The following is a 19,098-nucleotide window of genomic DNA, read 5'->3' as shown; positions in this document are numbered from 1 at the left end:
GTACTAGACGCGCGCCAGGTCCGCCGGCCTGGTGTCGGTGACCGCCGGTTCGCCGAGCGCGTGGCGCAGCAGCCGCTCCCCCTCGCGCGGGTCGGTGGTGGCGAGCAACGCGCTCAGTACGGCGATCCGGGCCTGTCCGGCGCGGAGTGTCCCGGTCGGCACGGCGCCCGCGGCCACGAGGTCGACGGCGCCGCCGTGGGTGTAGATCTCGCTGACCGGACCGGCCTGGACCCGCGTGGTCAGGGCGACGAGCACGCCACGGGAGGTGGCGGCGGCGACGGCCTCGGCGATCTCCGGGGTCGCGTTCCCGGCCCCGGTGGCCACCAGGACGACGCCCCGGGCCCCGGCGGCCACCGCGGCGTCGAACATCAGGGCGTCGGCGTCGCAGTGGTGCATGATCATGTCGACGCGGGGAACGGCGGCATCCGGTACGGCGGGCAGCGGAAGCGCCGCGGGGCGCAGCGGCCGGCGCAGGACGGAGACCCGGCCGAAGCCGATGCTGCCGAGGCGGGCGCCGGAGGGGTCGGCGAAGGCGTCGAGGGCGAGGGTCTGTGTCTTGACGGTGCCGCGGGCCGGGTGCACCTTCCCGTCGAAGACGATCACGACGCCGAGGCCGCGGGTCGTCGCGGCGGTCAGCAGGGCGTCGTGGAGGTTGCCGGGTCCGTCGCCGTCCGCCGCCCCGAGGGGGAGCTGTGCGCCGGTGAAGACCACCGGGCGCGGGTCGTCGTGGTGGAGGTCGACCAGGAAGGCGGACTCCTCGAGGGTGTCCGTGCCATGCGTGACGACGATGCCGTCGACCGCCGGGTCCTCGAGCACCTCGTGGACGGTGCGGAGCAGGGTCAGCTGGTGGCGGGTGGTGAGCCGGGGGCTGTTCACGCTGCAGAGGTCGACGATCTCGACGCTGACGCCCTCCGGCAGCGGGGCGGTGGCCATGACCTCGCCGCCGTCGGCGGCGGCGGCGAGGCCGGCACCCTGCCGGCGGCTGGCTATCGTCCCTCCGGTGCTGATGACGACGATCCGTCCCACAGTGCGTGTTCCTCCTCGGTGCGGGGTCGTGCCCCAGGGCGGCCGGTCCCACAGGACACGCGGCCCGGCCTCGCTCATGACTCCGGCCGGGCAGCGCCCCATGGCTGACTCCGGCGGTGGCCGGGGCAGTGGCCGCAATCATAGAAGTTTTGAGGCGCAATTTGATCGCCACTTCAGCCCCGCACACCGGGCAAGCTTGGTGGATGATTGCGTCATGGACGAGATCGACAGGGCAATCTTGCGCGAGCTGCAGAACGACGGTCGGCTGAGCAACCAGGAGCTGGCCCAGCGCATCGGCCTCACCCCCTCCCCCTGCATGCGCCGCGTCCGGCAACTGGAGCAGGACGGTGTGATCCAGGGCTACCGGGCGGTCGTCGACCCGGACGCGGTCGACCGGGGGTTCGAGGTGCTGGTCTCCATCGAGGTGGCGCGCGACCGCGAGGTGGTCGAGTCCTTCGAGGCGGCTCTCCAGGACATCCCGGACGTCGTCGAGGCGTACCGGCTCTTCGGCAGCCCGGGGTGTCTGCTGCGCATCGCGGTGAGCGACCTCCGGGCCTACGAACGGTTGTGGATCGAGCAGTTGACGGCACTGTCCGGCGTCACCGAGGTCAACTCCCAGATCATCATGAAACGGATCAAGGAACCGCGCGGACTGCCGGTGGACGGCTGACCCGCCCCTCGCGCACCGCCGGAGCCCTCCCCGTAGCCGGCACCCGCCCGGCTCGGGCGGGACCACGCCGACGTCCACCGCCTCGGGCACGCCACTCCGCCTCGGGCACGCCACCCGGGCTCGCGCACATCAAACCGCCTCGGGCTGGTCAGCCCGACTCGCGTACGCCACCCCGCCTCGCGCACGCCACCCCGCCTCGCGTACGCCACTCCGGCTCACGCACGCCACCCCGGCTCGCGCACCTCAGGCCGCCCTCGCATACATCAGCCCAGGCCCCTGCCGGGGCGCCGCCGGGGGCCGTGCGCCCGCCGGGGCCCTGCGTCCGCCGCCGGGGCCCTGCGTCCGCCTTCCGGCCTGCGGCGCAGCGGGACCGCGCCAGGGCGGCGGGACCCCCATCAGGGCGGCACACCGGCCGGCTTCCTCGCGCCGCCTCCTCGCGCCACCGCCCCGGCACGCCGGGCATCGTCGCGCAGTCGCGAGCCGTGCGGGGCGCCTTCCGGGTCCGGGTCCGGGCCCGCCCCCGGTACGGCCGCCGCGCCCTCCCGCCCCGCAGCCCCGCAGCCCCGCAGGCCCGGACCGCGTCCGGCGCCCGTACCGCGAACGGACGCCCACCGGTGGCAGCTGAACGCTGCGCGACCCAGGCTGACTACACCGCATAGTGCACAATCCGCAGGAATCAACCGGAAACTGAGGCAAAGGAACGGTAATGTTCGGCCCGGCGCGGCACTGACATCCAAGGAGTCCGGCAGTGATCTCACGTATGTCAGCGGGCATTCTGCTGATCTGCGCGGTGCTGCTGCACGTGGTCACTCCGCTGTGCGCCACCCCCGACACGCCCCGGGCCGAGGCGGCCGTCGTCTCCACCGAGAGCAGGAGCCCCCACACCGCGGTCATCGTCGTCAGCGCCGACGGCGCCGGGCTCCACCACGACGAGTACGACCCGCGCAACCACCCCTCGCGGCTCGCCCCGCTCAGCACCCACGCCCCCGCCGGACACGGCGGTGGGAGCACCGGCCACGGCGGCGCCCCGGACGAGGCGACGGGCCCGCCGCCCGCCGCTTCGGCCGGCACCGCGAGACACAGCCGGAACCCGGGCGCCGCACCGGCGCCGACCCTGAGCGCCCTGCAGTCGTTCCGCTGCTGACGGGCAGGTGCGCCGCCGGACACCACCCTCCCGAGCCCCCCGGGCAGCCCCCGGGGACGGAGCCCGGTGCCGGTCGACGCCCTGTCACAGGTCGTCAGCACCACCGCGGCGCACCCCTCTTCGACGAAGCAGACACCTTCCGCATCGAAGAGACCGAGGTACGACCATGCAGTCACTCATCGAGCACGCCCGTCAGTTCCCGGCGCGGATCGCCGGCCAGCAGGGCGCCTACGCGGCGCTCGCGCGGGGGCAGCAGCCCCAGGCGCTCTTCATCACCTGCTCCGACTCCCGGGTGATCCCCTCCCTGATCACCGGCGCCCGGCCCGGTGACATCTTCGAGGTGCGCACCGCCGGGAACATCGTTCCCCCGTGGCAGCCGCAGGCGGCCTGCGCGGTCGGGGGCAGCCTGGAGTTCGCCCTGGAGGCCCTGGAGGTGCCCGACATCGTCGTGTGCGGGCACTCGCACTGCGGTGCCGTCAAGGGCCTGCTGCGGGAGCAGGACGTCCGGAGCATGCCGCTGGTACGGGGCTGGCTCACCAGGGCCGGGCACCGCACCGGCCGAAACGCCCCCGCAGCGGCGTCGTCCACCGAGGAGGAACTGGCACCCGCCGTGCAGCGGCACGTGCTGACCCAGCTGGACCATCTGCGGAGCTACCCCTGCGTCACCCGGCGGCTGGAGACGGGCCGGCTGCGGCTGCACGCCTGGTACTACACGGTCGAGACCGGCGAGGTCCTCGCCTGCGCACCGGACGGCCGCACCTTCCGGCCCCTGTGATCCGGGCCGGCACCCCGGCCACCGGCGCCGGCGGCCGGGCGCCCCGAGGCGCCCGGCCGCACCGGCGCAGACGCCCGCGACGTTCCTTCCTCATCTCCCGAGAGAACGCCATGCCCCTGATCACTGCAGAGCGCCGGCGCACCCTCCGCGCCGACGTCACCGCCTCGCTCGTCGTCTTCCTCGTCGCCCTGCCGCTGTGCGTGGGCGTGGCCGTCGCCTCCGGCGTACCGGCCGAACTCGGCCTCATCACCGGCATCGTCGGCGGTCTGGTCACCGGACTGCTGCCCGGTAGCAGCCTCCAGGTCAGCGGCCCGGCGGCCGGGCTGACCGTCCTCGTCTTCACCGCCGTGTCCGAGTACGGTCTGGCCGCGCTCGGCGTGATCGTGCTGGGCGCCGGGCTGATCCAGGTCGTGCTCGGCGCCCTGCGGCTCGGCCGCTGGTTCCGCGCCATCTCGTTGGCCGTCGTCCAGGGCATGCTCGCCGGTATCGGACTGGTTCTGATCGCCGGTCAGCTCTACGCCCTGGCGGACGCCAAGGCCCCGGGCGGCGGCCTGGCCGACCTCGCGGGCCTGCCCCGGCTGGTGCTGACCACGCTCACGTCGCAGCACGCCCTTCTGGCCCTCGCCGTGGGTGTCGGCACGGCACGGCTCATCGCCGTGTGGCCGCGCATCTCGGGGCGGGCCGGGGTGGTGCCGGGGGCGCTCGTCGCGGTGGGTGCCGCGACCGCCCTGACGGCTCTGCTCGACCTGCCGATCTCCCGGGTCGAGGTCAAGGGTCTGCTGCACGCGATCCAGCCGCCCGGCCTGTCCGACGCGGCGCGCCTCGCCGACGTCGGGCTCGCCGCCACGGTGGTGGCGTTCGCGCTGATCGCCTCGGCGGAGAGCCTGTTCAGCGCCAACGCCGTGGACCGTCTCCACTCGGGCCGCCGCACCGACTACGACAAGGAACTGATGGCGCAGGGCGCCGGCAACACCGTCTGCGGTCTGCTGGGTTCGCTGCCGATGACCGCCGTCATCGTGCGCAGCTCCGCCAACGTCCGGGCCGGGGCGCGCACCAAGCTCTCGCGGGTGCTGCACGGCGTGTGGCTGCTGCTGTTCGTCGCCTTCCTGCCGCAGGCCCTCTCCTACGTCCCGACCGCCGCGCTCGCCGGCGTCCTGATCCACGCGGGATGGAAGCTGATCCCGGTGCGGGAGATCCGGCCGCTGTGGCGCGACCACCGCGGCGAGGCCGTGATCCTCCTCGTCACGGCGGCGGCGATCGTGACGACGAACATGTTCGAGGGCGTGCTCATCGGCCTGCTGCTCGCCGTCGTCAAGACCGCGTGGGCAATGTCCCACGTGCACATCTCGGTCTCCGACAGCGGTATCGGAGCCGTACGGGTCCGGCTCACCGGCAACGCCACGTTCCTGCGGCTGCCCCGCATCCTGGACACCCTGGAGGCGCTGCCGCGGCGGCATGTGGAGCTCGACCTCTCCGGGGTGCGCCATCTGGACCACGCGTGCATGATCGCCCTGCAGGGCTGGGCGGACGAGCGCAACGCCCACATCTCGCAGCCGGCCGCGGAGGCGGGCGCGCCGGGAGGCTCCGCGGCTGCCGGGACGGCGGGGGGCGGGGCCGGGACGGCCCGCGGTCCGGCCGCTCCGCGCCCCAAGGGGCCGCCCGCGTAGGGACGGACGGGCGGGCGCCGTCCCGGCGGTCGGGAGCAGCCCGACCGCCGGACGGCGCCGGGCCCGGCAGCCGAGCAGCAGCGCGCACTCCCGGCGTACCGGGGGACCGTCTCCCGGGAGAAGGCGCGGATGTGACGGGTGGTCAGGCGCCGGGTGATGCGCTCCAGCACAGGGCCGGTATCGCACAGGGCGGGAGCAGCGGGGCCGAGTGTGCCCGGGTCGCCCACGAGGCACCTCGTGTCCGTCTCGGTCGACCAGCCGGTCCGCGCCGGGTGCCGGAGATCCTCGAACCTCCGACGGCTGTCGGCGCACCGCCCGCACGGGATGGGCCCGCGCGGGCCACGACCGGGGCGGGCGGCCGCGACCGGGAGGGGCGGCGAACGGTCCTCCCGGCGAGGCCCGTGATGACGTCCCCGAGCTCGCTCAGGCGGTCTTCTCCGGCGCGAGCTCCTCGATCAGACCCTCGACGAGCTTCCTGATCTCGTCGCGGATCGGGCGGACGGCTTCCACACCCTGGCCCGCGGGGTCCTCCAGCGTCCAGTCCAGGTAGCGCTTGCCGGGGAAGACCGGGCAGGTGTCCCCGCAGCCCATGGTGATGCAGACGTCCGACTCCTTGACGGCGTCCACGGTCAGGATCTTCGGCGTCTCCGCGGAGATGTCGACACCCACCTCGCGCATGGCCTCGACCGCGGCGGGGTTGACCCGGTCGGCCGGGGCGGAGCCGGCGGAGCGGACCTCGATACGGTCGCCGGCCAGGTGGGACAGCCAACCGGCGGCCATCTGGGAGCGGCCGGCGTTGTGGACGCAGACGAACAGGACGGAGGGCTTCTCGGCCATCGCGGGTCTCTCTCTTGTCTCGCGTACGGTGTCTTGCCACGTCACGCGGGGGCATCAGGCACGAATGACGTCAGCACCTGATGGCGTCAGCGGCCACTGATATGAGAGTATCAGCCCATGATGACGTCAGTCGACACTGACCTGATTCGGGTTCTGGCCGACCCGCTCAGGCTCCGGATCGTGACACTCCTCGCCCGGGAGACCCTCTGCACCAGCCATCTCGTCGAGGAGACCGGCGCCAGGCAGACCAATCTCTCCAACCACCTGAAGGTGCTGCGCGAAGCGGGCGTGGTGGAGACCGAGCCGTGCGGGCGCTTCACCTACTACCGGCTCAAGCCCGACGTCATCGAGTCGCTCGCCGACCGGTTCGCCGAACTGGCGAGCACCGCGCGCGCCACCGCGGAGGCGGACCTCAGGCGATCCTGCCCCTGACCACCCCTGTCACCCTGATCACCCTGATCACCGCGGCCAGCCCGGCCGGCCCGGCCACCGCCGATCACCCCTGGCCACCGCCGATCGCCCACCGCCTGATCACCGCCGATCACCGCCGATCACCGCTGATCACCCAACCCCGCGCCACCGCACGCATCAAGGAGTTCTGTTGAGCGCCACCGAGGCTGCTTCCGCCCGCCCGGCCGGCTCCCCCGCGAACCCGGCCGGCTCCCCCGTGGATGCGGCCGCCGCCCCGCGGCCCGCGCCGGGAGCCACTCCGCCCCGCACCCCCCTCGCCGCCCGGGCCGCCGCCGAACTGGTCGGCACCGCGGCCCTGGTGGCCGTCGTCGTCGGCTCCGGTATCCAGGCCACCGACCTGACCCGTGACGTCGGCCTCCAGCTCCTGGCGAACTCTCTCGCCACGGTCTTCGGGCTCGGTGTGCTGATCGTCCTGCTCGGCCCGGTCTCCGGGGCGCACTTCAACCCCGCCGTGACGCTGGCGGAGTGGTGGACCGCCCGGCACGGCGGCGGCGGGGTCACCGCCCGGGAGGCCGCGGTGTACGTCCCGGCCCAGATCACGGGTGGGATCGCGGGTGCGATCCTCGCCGGCGCCATGTTCGGCGAGCCCCTGGTGGAGTGGTCCACGCACGAACGGTCCGCCGGCCACCTGCTGCTCGGCGAGGTCGTGGCCACCGCCGGGCTGATCCTGCTGATCTTCGGCCTGGCACGCACCGACCGGCTGCGGTTCGCCCCCGTGGCGGTCGCCTCCTACATCGGCGCCGCCTACTGGTTCACCTCCTCCACGTCCTTCGCCAATCCGGCGGTGACGATCGGACGGGCCTTCACCGACACCTTCGCCGGCATCGCCCCGTCCTCCGTCCCCGGGTTCGTCGGTGCCCAACTCGCCGGCGCCGTCGTCGGCCTGGCCCTGGTGGCCCTCATCTTCAGGCCCGCCCGTACCACCGAGGCGCACCCGGCGGCATGACCCCACAGACACAGGTGGTGGTGATCGGCGGCGGCCAGTCCGGGCTGGCCGCCGGCTACCACCTGCGCCGCCTCGGCGTCGACTTCACCGTCCTCGACGCCGGGACCGCACCGGGCGGCGCATGGCAGCACGTCTGGGACTCCCTCCGCCTGTTCTCCCCGGCGGCCTTCTCCTCGCTGCCCGGCCGGCTCATGCCGCCCGTTCCCGGCGAGCCGTACCCGGACGCCCGGCACGTGGTGGACTACCTCTCCGACTACGAGAAGCGCTACGCACTGCCGGTGCAGCACGGAGTCCAGGTCCGCGGCGTACACCGCGACGGCCCCCTCCTGCGGGTCGAGACCGACTCCGGCGCCTGGCGGGCCCGTGCCGTGATCAGCGCGACCGGCAACTGGTCGCGGCCCTTCCTGCCGTCCGTACCGGGCCGCGCCTCCTTCCGGGGCGAGCAGCTCCACACGGCCGGCTACCGCCGCCCGGAGGACTTCACCGGGAAGCGCGTCATCGTCGTCGGCGGCGGCAACTCGGGGGCGCAGATCGCGGCCGACCTCGCCGGGCATGCCGACGTCACCTGGGCCACCCGGCGCCCACCGCGCTTCCTCCCCGACGACGTGGACGGGCGTGTCCTGTTCGACGTCGCCACCGCGCGCCGCACGGCGCTCGACGCGGGCCGCACCGACCCCGGCGGCGTCGCGTCCCTGGGCGACGTCGTCGCGGTCCCGGCCGTCCGGCACGCCAAGGACCACGGACTGCTCACGGCCACACCCATGTTCGCCCGCCTGAACGCCGACGGCGTCGAGTGGCCGGGCGGCACCCGGGCCGCCGCGGACACCGTCGTCTGGTGCACCGGCTTCCGGCCGGCGCTGGCCCACCTCGCCCCGCTCGGGCTCAGGGGCCCGCGCGGCCGCATCGCCACATCCGGTACCCGAGCAGCCGACGAGCCGCGTCTGCACCTCCTCGGCTACGGGGACTGGACCGGCCCCGCCTCCGCCACCCTCATCGGAGTCGGCCGCCCCGCGCGGGACGCCGCGCGCGAGATCGCCGCCGTGGTGACGCGGGGCACCCGGTGACGGCCGGGCGTGCTCCGCGGCGCCGATCCCCCCGCTCTCCGGCCGCCGCCGTGCTCCCGCGGTAGCGCCACACGTTCCGAGGGCCGCTCGGCGAGACCGGCGTTCAGCGAGACAGGCGTTCGGATTCCGTGCGGAGAAGCCGGGCTCGATCGGCACACCGGCCTCCGGCGGGGCCGCCCGCCGCCACGGTGCGGGCCCCGGCGGCCTCTTGGAGCGGCGAGCACCCGCCGCCTACGATGAGCCGTAGTAGTTGATCACTCTGTGTGCAGTTCCGGCCAAGGGCTGCGCATCCCCCCGGAGTGACCGCGCGCCGACCACTGAAAGGGACTCACGAGTGAGGCCTGCTTTGGCAGTTCCCCCCATCTATGCTCCCATCCCTCCCGCCGTGCACCCGAACCACGCCGCCATCGACGCGCGGACCGCCGCCTGGGCCGAGGCGTACGACATCGGATCGCCCGAGTGGCGCAGCCGTCTCGCCACCCAGGACATCGGCGTCTTCGCCGCCCGCATCCTCCCCGAGGGACGGGAGGAGGTGGTCTCCCTCCTCTCCGACTTCGTCATCTGGCTCTTCGGGGTGGACGACGGATACTGCGAGGAGGGCAGCCTGGGCGTCAGGCCGGGTGAACTCGCCGCGGCACTCCACCGGCTGCTGCGTATCGCGCAGAACCCGGAGGCCCCCATGCTGACCGACGACCCCCTCGCCGAGAGCCTGCGGGACCTGACGCTGCGGGTCGCCCGCTGGGGCACCGCGCTGCAGGCCGGCCGCTGGGTGGACACGCTGCGCGAGTACTTCTTCGCCGTGGTGTGGGAGGCCGAGCACCGGGCCGCCGGCCGGATTCCCGACCTGAACGACTACACCCTGATGCGGCTGTACGACGGCGCGACGTCCGTGGTGCAGCCGTTCCTGGAGATGGGCTACGGCTTCGAGCTCCAGCCGCACGAACGGGACAGCAAGGCCGTGCGGGCCGCCGCCGAGATGACCTCGTTCATCACCACGTGGGACAACGACATCTACTCCCACCACAAGGAGAGCAGGGGCGGGAACTACTACCTCAACGTCATCCGGGTCCTCCAGCACGAGTACGGACTGAGCCCGGACCGGGCGCTGACCCGGGCGATAGCGCAGCGCGACCGCGTGATGTGCCTGTTCCTCAGCCTGCGGGCGAAGCTGGAGGACGAGGGCAGCCCGCAGGCTCGGCAGTACGTGGGCGCGCTGTCCTCCTTCATCAGGGCCACCCAGGACTGGAGCGTCAGCTCCCTGCGCTACACCACCCCGGACGACCCGGCCGCCCTGTCGCCGTCCTTCTCCGAGGCGCCGACGGACGACAGCACCGATCCGCTCGACATCCCGTCCGTCTCCTGGTGGTGGGACCTGGTGCCGGGCTCCCGGACGGAACCACTGGACCGGCCCCTGGCAGCGCTCGGTACGTACCGCTCCGCTCCAGGCGCCGGCTGACCGCACCAGGCGCCCGGGAAGCAGCGGCGCCGGGAGCCGCGGGGCGCGCCCCGTGCACGGAACGGGCGCACGCCCCGTGGGCCGCCGTCCGCGGTTCGGCGGTACGGGGAGGGACCGGCACGGGGACCCGACGAGGGTGTGGTGTTCAGCCTGCTGCGGGCCCTGGACCGGCCTCCAGTCGTGCGTGGGCGGCCGGCACCGTGTCGAGGTACGGGGCGGCCGACCGCACCGCCCGGCCCCGTCGCCAGGTCTGGCTCGAAGCTCTGAACGGTGGTTCACTGAAGGTATGCCCTACCGCAAGCCGCCCGCCGTCGAGGACCGCCTGGCCGCCGCCCGGGAGCACCTGGTCGAGCAGGCCACGTCCGTGGTCGCCGAGGCCGGGTGGGCGAACGCGTCCGTCACCGCGGTCGCCGCCGCCGCCGGGATGTCCGTCGGCTCCGTCTACCAGCACTTCCCCTCGAAGCAGGCGCTGGCGGTCGAGGTGTTCCGCCGGGCGTCGGGCCACGAGGTCGACGTACTCGGCGAGGTGCTCCGGGAGGGCAGCGGCGACCCGGTGGAGCGGCTGGCGCTCGGTGTCGGCGTCTTCGCGCGCCGCGCCATGGAGCGGCGCGGGCTGGCCCACGCGCTGCTCGCCGCACCGGCCGAACCGGCCGTCGGCCGGGAGCGCCTGGAGTTCCGGCGCCGCTACCGCGCGGTGTTCGCCGAGGTCGTCAGGGAGGGCGTCGACGCCGGGCTGCTCCCCCGCCAGGACCCGGAGATCACCGCGGCCGCCCTGACCGGAGCCATCGGCGAGGTGCTGGTGGACCCGCTCGCCGCGCCGGCGGAGGGACCCGAGGCCGGCCGGCTGGTGGACGAACTGGTGGCGATGTCCCTGCGCTGCGCGGGCGCCACGCACGGCACGACCCCGACCATCCCGGAGGACTCCCGATGACCGCGACCGCGGACGCTGCCCTGCGCAGCGAGCCCACCGCCCGTACGCACGAGGTGACCAACCAGCCGCCGCCGCTCGTCGGTCACGACGTGGCCGACGACCCCGTCCTGCTCGAGGGGCTGCGACGCGAAGGCGCCGGCTGGTACGCGGACGACCTGCACCGCCTCGGCCGACTCGCCGGGTCGGAGCAGGTCCTGCGCTGGGCCGAGGAGGCGAATCGCCACGAGCCGGAGCTGCGCACCCACGACCGCTACGGCAACCGGATCGACGAGGTCGACTTCCACCCCGCGTACCACTCGCTGATGGAGGTGGCCATCCGCGAGGGCCTGGCCGGGGCGCCCTGGGCGGACGGCCGGGAGGGGGCGCACGTCGCCCGCGCGGCGGGCTTCATGGTGTGGAGCTCGGCCGAACAGGGCCACGGCTGCCCGGTGTCCATGACCTACGCCGTCGTACCGGCACTCCGGTCGGCGCCCGAACTCGCAAAGCTCTACGAGCCGCTGCTGACCAGCCGGGTGTACGACCCGGGCCTGCGGGAGCCGGGGAGCAAGCGGGGCCTGCTCGCCGGTATGGGCATGACCGAGAAGCAGGGTGGCACGGATGTGCGCGCCAACACCACGGTGGCCACCGGGCGGCCGGACGGCAGCTGGCGGCTGCGCGGGCACAAGTGGTTCACCAGCGCCCCGATGAACGACCTGTTCCTGGTCCTGGCGCAGGCGCCGGGCGGGCTGTCCTGCTTCCTGGTGCCCCGGGTGCTGCCCGACGGCTCGCGCAACACCTTCCGCATCCAGCGGCTGAAGGACAAGCTCGGCAACCGCAGCAACGCCAGCAGCGAGCCGGAGTTCGACGACACCGTCGCCTGGCTGGTCGGCCGGGAGGGGCAGGGGGTCCGGACCATCATCGACATGGTCACCATGACCCGGCTCGACTGCATCCTGGGGTCGGCGTCGGGGACCCGCGCGGCGCTGGCGCAGGCGGCACACCATGTGCGCCACCGGGCGGTGTTCGGCGCCAAGCTGATCGACCAGCCGCTGATGCGGAACGTGATCGCCGATCTGGGGCTGGAGTCGGAGGCCGCGACGACGCTCGCGCTCCGGGTCGCGGGCGCGGTGGACCGGGCGCAGCGCGGCGACGCACGGGAGCGGGCCTTCCTGCGGCTGGCCACGGCCGTCGGGAAGTACTGGGTCTGCAAGCGGCAGCCCGCCGCGGTCGCGGAGGCGCTGGAGTGCCTGGGCGGCAACGGCTATGACGAGGCGTCGGGCATGCCGCGGCTCTACCGCGAGGCTCCGCTCAACGGCATCTGGGAGGGCTCGGGCAACGTCAACGCCCTCGACGTGCTCCGTGCGCTCACCCGCGAGCCGGAGTCCCTGGAGGCCTTCCGGGCGGAGGTGGATGCGGCCGCGGGTGCGGACCGGCGGCTGGACGAGGCATGGCGCGGGCTGCGCGGCGAGCTGGCGTCCACCGCCGACGCCGAACTGCGCGCCCGGCGGCTGGTCGAGCGTCTCGCCCTGGTACTGCAGGGCTCCCTCCTCGTCCGCTACGCACCACCCGCCGTGGCCGACGCCTTCTGCGCCTCCCGCCTGGGCGGCGACGCGGGTTTCGCCTTCGGCACCCTCCCTCCGGGAACCGACCTGGCCACGATCCTCAGCCGGGTCCCGGGCGGTGCGGCGCACTGACGTGGGCGCCTCGCACGCACTGACGTAGGCCCCGCCGTCAGCGCACCGACTCCGCCGGCGGCCGTTCGCGCAGAGCGCCGTAGGCGAGGAAGTAGGCCGGGAGCCGCCTGAACCGGCGGGAGGTGGTGACGAACTCGGTCACGCGCCTGGCCAGTTCGGGGTTGCCGAAGGCGGGTTCCCCGGCCAGCAGGGGCTCGATGACCCTGGCGTGGGCGAGGCGCTGGAGGGCCTGGGTCCCGGCGGTCGTGGGCCATCGGCGGCACTGGACGCGCCGGACGTCGTGGAGGCCCACCCGGCCCTCGCCCAGCGGGCCGACGAGGTGGCGGGCCGCGGCGACCGCGTCCTCGACGGCGAGGTTGATGCCGATGCCGAAGACCGGTGACATGGCGTGGGCGGCGTCGCCGATGCACAGCAGCCCCGGGCGGTGCCAGCGCCGCAGCCGGTCGAGCCGTACGTCGAGCAGCTTCACCTCGTCCCACGAGGTGAGCGCGTGCGCCCGGTCGGCGAGCCACGGGGCCGCGGAGGTGAACCGCGCCATGAACCGGTCCAGGCCCTCCGCGCGCAGCCGGGCGTCGGCGCCCTTGGGGATCAGTGCGGCGATCTGCCAGTAGTCGCCGCGGTCGATCAGTGCGCTGAAGAACCTGTCGCCGACCCCTCCCACCAGCCCGCTCGGGTCGCTCTCGTGCCGGGGCAGCCTGAACCACCAGGCGTCCATCGGGCAGTCGAAGCTCTCCAGGCCCAGTTCGGGCAGCGGCCTCGCGATGGAGCCGCGGCCGTCGCACGCGACGGTGAGCGTGGCCCGCAGTTCGCCGGTGCGCCCGTCGGAGGTGCGGTAGCGGACGCCGTTGACCCGTCCGCGCTCCACGAGGAAGGAGGTCGCCTCGGTGTTCATCCGGAGGGAGAAGGACGGTTCCCGGCCCGCCTCGTCCGCGAGGAGGTCGAGCAGGTCCCACTGGGGCACCATCGCGATGTAGTTGTACGTGCCCCGGAGAGCGCCGATGTCCCCCACGGTGATCAGGGAGCGGTCCGGTCCGACGGGCAGCTGCACCGTGGTCACCCGGCGCTGCGGCAGCCGCGCGAACCGCTCCGCCAGGCCCAGGTCGTCCAGCAGGGCCAGGGTGGAGGGATGCACGGTGTCACCGCGGAAGTCGCGGAGGAAGTCGCCGTGCTTCTCCAGCACGGTGACGTCCACCCCGGCCCGGGCCAGCAGCAGGCCGAGGACCATACCCGCAGGTCCGCCGCCCACCACGCAGCAGGTGGTCCGTTCCATGAGATCCGCTCCCTTCGTGGCGTCCGATGACACCAGCTGACACCCGGTGACGCCTGATGACACCCGCTGACGCCCGCTGACACCCGCTGACATCCAAGGACGCTCCGACATCGGCGACAATGGGACATATAACCTCAATCAGGATGCCTGCGGCATGGGAGGGCCCTGCCGCTTCCCGGGAGGCGACATGAGCGAGCAGCCGGTCCTTCTGCCCTACACCGACCCGGCCTTCGTCGCGGATCCGTTCCCGCTCTACCGCCGGCTGCGCGAGGAGGGTCCGGTACGCCGGGCCGTGATCGCCGGCGGCGTGGAGGCCTGGCTGGTCACCCGATACGAGGACGGCCTGGCGGCCCTGTCGGACTCCCGGCTGAGCAGCGACGTCCGCGATGCCTCCGACCCGCGGTTGATGCAGCAGCTGCCCTCGACGGAGCGCGGGTCGATGGTGAGCAACATGCTGCGCTCGGACCCGCCCGACCACACCCGGCTGCGCAGGCTGGTCTCCAAGGCGTTCACCGCGCGCCGGGTGGCGGAGATGCGGCCGAGGATCCAGGAGATCACCGACCGGCTGCTCGACGGGCTGGCGCCCACCGGCCGGGCGGAACTCGTCGCGGACTTCGCGCTGCCACTCCCGGTCACCGTCATCAGCGAACTGCTCGGCGTCCCGCTGGACGACCGGCACGAGTTCCAGCGGTGGACCGACGACATGCTGCTGCGCCGGGCGGAGATGCCGGACCCCGCCGTGGTGGACGCGGCGTGGCAGCGCATGCGCGCCTATCTGACCGGGCTCATCGCGGACAAGCGGGCCCGGCCGGGGGACGATCTGCTGAGTGCGCTCATCGCCGCACGGGACGAGGAGCAGCGGCTGAACGAGGACGAGCTGATCGCGATGGCCTTCCTGCTGCTCGTCGCCGGGTACATCACGACGGTCAATCTGATCGGCAGCGGTGTCGCGGCGCTGCTCGCCCACCCCGACCAGCTGGCGCTGCTGCGGGACGACCCGGAACTGCTGCCCGGGGCGATCGAGGAGTTCCTGCGCTACGACGGGCCCGTCAGCCCCGGAATCGCGAGGTTCGCACGCGAGGACGTCGAGATCGCCGGTGTGGCCATCCCGCGAGGCGCGACCGTACTGATCGCCTCCGCCATCGCGGACCGCGACCCGGCGCGGTTCGCCGACCCGGACCGGCTGGACCTCACCCGGCGCGACAACGCCCACCTCGCCTTCGGCCACGGGATCCACTACTGCCTGGGGGCCCCGCTGGCCAGGCTGGAGGGCCAGATCGCCATCGGCACCGTGCTGCGGCGCCTGCCGGACCTCGTGCTGGCCGTGCCGCCGGAGGAACTCGGCTGGCGGCCGGGCGGGCTGCGCGGACCCACGCGGCTTCCCGTGACGTTCACGGCGACGGACGGCCACCGTGCCGGCTTCGGCCGGGAGAAGGACGTCCCCCGGTCCGCACCGGGAGAGGTCGCACCGTTCGGAACGGGCTGACCGACGAGCCCCGGCAGCGGCCGTCACGGCCCGGGCGAGGGGACAGCCCGCTCACAGCCGGCCACGGCACCGCCGACGACCCGGGTCGACGGCTCACCGCCCACGGCCGACGAGCCACGGCTCACCGCCGCGGCCGACGAGCGACGGCACCCCCGCCGCCCACGGAGCCGTGGCGTCGGTGAACCGTCGTTCGCGGCACCTCAGGCCGGAATGTCGATGAGTCCCATCGGCGGGCCGGTGGGCCGGGACGAGCCCCCGGCGGGTTCGATGGTGATGCCCACGGCCGTCGCCCCCGAGACCGGGCCGTTGAGCATCTGCATGTCCTGCGCCTCACCCCCGCTGACCAGGCCCGCGGGACGGTAGGAGCCGTCCTCGCTGAACCACAGGGCGTAGGTCTTGCCGACCGGGAGCGGACGCACTCCGGTCGCGCAGAACACCGCGGCGTCCTGGCTGCGGGAGACGGCGATGGTGCCGGTCCCGCCGTCCGGGAGCCGCTGGGTGTGGAGTTCCACGTCCGGCGCGGCGAGCACGTCGGCCACACCCGCGTACCGCTCCTCGGCCGACTGCAGCTGGGAGCGCGCCTCCTCGGCCGCCCGGTACTGCGACACGGCGACGCCGCCGAAGGCCACGGCCAGCGCGGCGCAGGCGGCGAGCGCCACCCGCAGGACCCGGGGGACGGGTGAGCGCCGGACGCCGGACGGGACCGGCCCCGCGGCAGCGGGGCGGACGTGCGGGGCGGCCTCCGTCCCGGGGCGTTCGCGCGGGGCGCGGGGCGCGTACGGGGCCTGGGGGGTGACGGCGATCCGCTCCTGCACCCGGCGCCGCAGGTGCTCGGGGGGTTCGGCCGCGACCGGCTGGGCGAGGCGTGCCGCCGATTCGGTGAGCGCCGCGACCTCGTGCGCGCAGGCGGCGCAGGCGGCGAGGTGGTCCTCGAAGGCCCTCCGCTCGTCCTCGGGCAGCGCGTGCAGGACGTAGGCTCCGCAGGCGGAGTGCAGCTCGTCGCCGCTGTCGTTCGGGATCCCGTTCATGGCCGCACCTCACCCTCGTACAGACAGTCACGCAACCGCATCAGCCCGTCACGCATCCTGGCCTTCACCGTGCCCAGGGGCTGCGACAGGAACTCGGCGACCTCCCGGTAGGTGAGGCCGTGGTAGTACGCCAGCACGACCGACTCCCGCTGAAGCTCGGTCAGCGACTGGAGACAGCGCCGGACCTGCTGCTGCTCCAGGCCGGTCTCGACCTGCTCGACCACGTCGTCGAACGGCGGGGCGGCCTCCAGCAGCGCGACCCTGCGCTCCCGTTCGGTCCTGGCCTGTGACGACCGGACCCGGTCCACCGCACGCCGATGGGCCAGGGTCAGAACCCAGGTCAGGGCACTGCCCTGTTCGGGCCGGAACCGGCCGGCCGTACGCCACACCTCCACGAGCACGTCCTGGGTCACCTCCTCGGACTGCGCCGGATCCCGCAGGACCCTGCGGACGAGGCCCAGTACCGGGCCGCTGACCGCCGCGTAGACGGGTACGAACGCGTCCTGGTCGCCGCGGCCCACCAGGACCATGAGCTCGTCCAGGCCGAGCTTGGCCAGTTGTTCGGCGGCGTCGGGATCCGCGTCAGGTGGCGACACTCACGCCCCCTTGCTCCTCGTGGGCACCAGGGGTGCCGTACAGGCTCGTTCGTCACCATGCCACCACCGATCGCAGGGAGCCGCACTCCTGGAGCCGCGAGGAGCCGGGGTGTCGGGTGACCTGTCGCGTCCACCGGTCACCTCTCATCCGTTCTCATCCGTCAGCAGACCGGTTCCGTTCCAGCCGTCACCCGCAGTCACCCGTCCTCGGCGTCTTCACCCGTTCTCGCCGTCCTCGCCGTCTTCACCCGTCGTCGCCGTCCTCGCCTGACTTCGCCGTCCTCGCCACATCGGCCGGCGGTCGCGGCCGGTCAGCGGCGCCCGCCGCCGTCGCGGCAGTCCCAGCGGCCCGGGACCCACTTGTCCTCCCAGCGGTCATCGGAGCGCTTCTGCTCCCAGTGACCCTTGCGCCACGTGCAGCGATCCCAGTCCGGGTCTCCGGACTCGGCCACGAGCTGGGTGACCCGCGCGGGGGAGGCCGGCGCGGACGAGGCCGCCGCAGTGCCCGCGTACGCCACGGAGAGCCCGCCGACGAGCACACCCGCGGCGGCCGTGGCGGCCACGAGACGGCGCGCCCGGAGGGGTACGGCCATGCTGACCCGCCTTTCTCCGGGGGCCTTCCGGATCTCCTGGTCGGGGACCGTCAGCACCGCCGGACACCGCACGCGCACGTCGTCGCCGCCGTGCGCACGTGACACGAGTTGTTCGAAGCCGACCCGCCTCCGGATGGGCGCCGGACGCGACGAGCACGGGATTCGGGGCACCCGGCGGGCACTCCGGAGGTCCGCGGAGAGCCGGATCGCGGAGTGCCGGATCGCGGAGGCTTCGGAGGATTCGGAGGCTTCGAGGGACGCCGCGAGGTCGCGTATCGACCGGCCGCCGCCCAACGGGTGAATAGTCGGCGTGTCGCCACCCGAAGAGCGGACGGTGTCCCCCTAATGCGACGTTCTCGGCTGGTGCGAAGCCGCGATCCGTCTGACGGTGAATTCGTCGCTGCTGCGATCCGATGAGCCGACGATGTGTCAGCCTTCGCAGTCGCGGCGAAAGGAATGGGATCTCATGCGCTCTGCCCGCACCCTGTGCGCCTCAGCCGCCATTACCGCGGTTCTGACGATTGCCGCACCTACCGCTTACGCGATGACTCTGGCCGAGGACTGGGGCCACGACAACGGTTCCTCCTCGAGCAGCCACGAGGGCAAGAAGGACGACGAGAAGAAGGACGACCACGGCAAGGGCGACCACGGCGACCACGACAAGAAGTGGGACAAGAAGGACCACTACAAGAAGTGGGACAAGGACGACCACGACGACTACGACGACGACGACCACGACGACGACGATGACGACGACGATGACGACGAGCCCAAGGGCGGCGTCGACACCGGCGGCGGCTTCCTGAGCCGTGCCGTGGCCGAGGACGACGAGAAGAAGGACGACCACGGCAAGGGCGACCACGGCAAGGGCGACCACGACAAGGGCGACCACGGCGACCACGACAAGAAGTGGAAGCACAAGCACCACGACAAGGACGACTACGACCACGACGACGACGATGACGACTACGACGACGACGATGACGACGACGACGAGCCCAAGGGCGGCGTCGACGCCGGCGGCGGCTTCCTCGCGTCGGTCATGAACGACGAGTGGGGCCAGGGCTCCAAGCAGGAAGAGGGCTCGAAGAAGGACGAGAACGGGTCCAAGCACGAGGAGGACTCGAAGAAGGACGAGTACGGCAAGAAGGACGACGAGAAGAAGGACTACGGCAAGGACGACCACGGCGACCACGACAAGAAGTGGAAGCACAAGCACCACGACAAGGACGACTACGACCACGACGACGATGACGACGACTACGACGACGATGACGACGACGACCCCAAGGGCAGCGTCGACGCCGGCGGCGGCGGTCTGGCGATGAACAACGGCAGCCTGGCCGCCGGTTCGCTTCTCATGCTCGGCGGCATCGGCGCCGGCGCCTGGAAGCTGCGCCGTCGTGGCGTGACCGGCACCTCGGCCTGATCGAGGCCGCATCAACCGCAGTTCGCTGCGCTGTCG

At 73.4% G+C, this 19,098-nt stretch carries 18 protein-coding genes; 12 read left to right on the top strand and 6 right to left on the bottom strand.

Annotation, left to right across the window (positions count from 1 at the left end):
• Nucleotides 1–3: 3 nt before the first annotated feature.
• Nucleotides 4–1,026 (bottom strand): asparaginase, encoded by a 1,023-nt coding sequence (locus tag DDW44_RS25105; RefSeq protein ID WP_108907830.1) that lies wholly within the window; start codon nt 1,024–1,026, stop codon nt 4–6.
• 214 nt (nt 1,027–1,240) lie between these two features.
• On the opposite strand from DDW44_RS25105, the gene DDW44_RS25100 reads away from it, so the two are divergent.
• The 4 genes from DDW44_RS25100 to DDW44_RS25085 all read left to right on the top strand — a co-directional run bounded on the left by DDW44_RS25100 (nt 1,241) and on the right by DDW44_RS25085 (nt 5,282).
• A complete protein-coding gene (locus DDW44_RS25100; RefSeq protein WP_018888647.1) occupies nt 1,241–1,696 on the top strand; it encodes an Lrp/AsnC family transcriptional regulator in 456 nt (151 codons plus the stop codon).
• Between the two features lie 760 nt (nt 1,697–2,456).
• Nucleotides 2,457–2,840: a hypothetical protein gene (locus DDW44_RS25095; RefSeq protein WP_017944632.1), complete on the top strand. Its 384-nt coding sequence runs from the start codon at nt 2,457–2,459 to the stop codon at nt 2,838–2,840.
• 166 nt (nt 2,841–3,006) lie between these two features.
• Nucleotides 3,007–3,615 (top strand): carbonic anhydrase, encoded by a 609-nt coding sequence (locus tag DDW44_RS25090; protein WP_108907829.1) that lies wholly within the window; start codon nt 3,007–3,009, stop codon nt 3,613–3,615.
• Nucleotides 3,616–3,725: 110 nt separating this feature from the next.
• The gene (locus DDW44_RS25085) at nt 3,726–5,282 is read left to right on the top strand and encodes a SulP family inorganic anion transporter (protein WP_018888645.1); all 1,557 of its coding nucleotides are present in this window, start codon (nt 3,726–3,728) and stop codon (nt 5,280–5,282) included.
• 423 nt (nt 5,283–5,705) lie between these two features.
• Here DDW44_RS25085 and DDW44_RS25080 read toward each other — a convergent pair whose 3' ends face one another.
• Nucleotides 5,706–6,119 carry an arsenate reductase ArsC gene (locus tag DDW44_RS25080; protein ID WP_017944635.1) on the bottom strand — a complete coding sequence of 138 codons (414 nt, stop codon included), beginning with the start codon at nt 6,117–6,119 and terminating at the stop codon, nt 5,706–5,708.
• A 117-nt stretch (nt 6,120–6,236) separates the two neighbouring features.
• Here DDW44_RS25080 and DDW44_RS25075 point away from each other — a divergent pair, with 117 nt between their 5' ends.
• The 6 genes from DDW44_RS25075 (at nt 6,237) to DDW44_RS25050 (ending at nt 12,660) form a co-directional block, all read left to right on the top strand.
• Entirely contained in the window at nt 6,237–6,551 is a 315-nt protein-coding gene (locus DDW44_RS25075) for an ArsR/SmtB family transcription factor (protein WP_017944636.1), read from the top strand.
• Nucleotides 6,552–6,720: 169 nt separating this feature from the next.
• Complete coding sequence (locus DDW44_RS25070) at nt 6,721–7,536, top strand: aquaporin (protein ID WP_108907827.1); 816 nt, start codon at nt 6,721–6,723, stop codon at nt 7,534–7,536.
• Nucleotides 7,533–8,600: an ArsO family NAD(P)H-dependent flavin-containing monooxygenase gene (locus DDW44_RS25065; protein ID WP_108907826.1), complete on the top strand. Its 1,068-nt coding sequence runs from the start codon at nt 7,533–7,535 to the stop codon at nt 8,598–8,600. The genes DDW44_RS25070 and DDW44_RS25065 overlap by 4 nt, the downstream gene beginning before the upstream one ends.
• 334 nt (nt 8,601–8,934) lie before the next feature.
• Entirely contained in the window at nt 8,935–10,056 is a 1,122-nt protein-coding gene (locus DDW44_RS25060) for a selina-4(15),7(11)-diene synthase (RefSeq protein WP_244224107.1), read from the top strand.
• Between the two features lie 286 nt (nt 10,057–10,342).
• Nucleotides 10,343–10,987 carry a TetR/AcrR family transcriptional regulator gene (locus tag DDW44_RS25055; protein ID WP_017944640.1) on the top strand — a complete coding sequence of 215 codons (645 nt, stop codon included), beginning with the start codon at nt 10,343–10,345 and terminating at the stop codon, nt 10,985–10,987.
• Entirely contained in the window at nt 10,984–12,660 is a 1,677-nt protein-coding gene (locus tag DDW44_RS25050) for an acyl-CoA dehydrogenase family protein (protein ID WP_108907824.1), read from the top strand. Before DDW44_RS25055 ends, DDW44_RS25050 begins: the two co-directional genes overlap by 4 nt.
• 37 nt (nt 12,661–12,697) lie before the next feature.
• On the opposite strand, the gene DDW44_RS25045 is transcribed toward DDW44_RS25050, so the two are convergent.
• Nucleotides 12,698–13,930, bottom strand: coding sequence for an FAD-dependent oxidoreductase (locus tag DDW44_RS25045; protein WP_027733197.1), 1,233 nt, complete (start codon nt 13,928–13,930; stop codon nt 12,698–12,700).
• Nucleotides 13,931–14,117: 187 nt separating this feature from the next.
• Here DDW44_RS25045 and DDW44_RS25040 point away from each other — a divergent pair, with 187 nt between their 5' ends.
• On the top strand, nt 14,118–15,416 hold the full coding sequence (locus tag DDW44_RS25040; RefSeq protein WP_108907823.1) for a cytochrome P450 family protein: 1,299 nt from the start codon (nt 14,118–14,120) through the stop codon (nt 15,414–15,416).
• A 200-nt stretch (nt 15,417–15,616) separates the two neighbouring features.
• Here the strand turns inward: DDW44_RS25040 and DDW44_RS25035 are convergent, their stop codons facing one another.
• The 3 genes from DDW44_RS25035 to DDW44_RS32975 all read right to left on the bottom strand — a co-directional run bounded on the left by DDW44_RS25035 (nt 15,617) and on the right by DDW44_RS32975 (nt 17,633).
• Nucleotides 15,617–16,444 (bottom strand): anti-sigma factor, encoded by an 828-nt coding sequence (locus DDW44_RS25035; RefSeq protein WP_108907822.1) that lies wholly within the window; start codon nt 16,442–16,444, stop codon nt 15,617–15,619.
• Nucleotides 16,441–17,040, bottom strand: coding sequence for an ECF RNA polymerase sigma factor SigK (gene sigK, locus DDW44_RS25030; RefSeq protein WP_017944645.1), 600 nt, complete (start codon nt 17,038–17,040; stop codon nt 16,441–16,443). The genes DDW44_RS25035 and sigK overlap by 4 nt, the downstream gene beginning before the upstream one ends.
• A 311-nt stretch (nt 17,041–17,351) precedes the next feature.
• Nucleotides 17,352–17,633, bottom strand: coding sequence for a hypothetical protein (locus DDW44_RS32975; protein WP_244224106.1), 282 nt, complete (start codon nt 17,631–17,633; stop codon nt 17,352–17,354).
• Nucleotides 17,634–18,177: 544 nt separating this feature from the next.
• Between DDW44_RS32975 and DDW44_RS31805 the strand changes: the two genes are divergently transcribed.
• Entirely contained in the window at nt 18,178–19,062 is an 885-nt protein-coding gene (locus DDW44_RS31805) for a hypothetical protein (RefSeq protein WP_146207055.1), read from the top strand.
• The last annotated feature ends 36 nt before the right edge of the window (nt 19,063–19,098 follow it).

It is taken from the genome of Streptomyces tirandamycinicus (assembly GCF_003097515.1).
Classification (GTDB): Bacteria; Actinomycetota; Actinomycetes; order Streptomycetales; family Streptomycetaceae; genus Streptomyces; species Streptomyces tirandamycinicus.
Note: the sequence above shows the minus strand (reverse complement) of the source record. Positions and strands in the feature narration are given on the sequence as shown.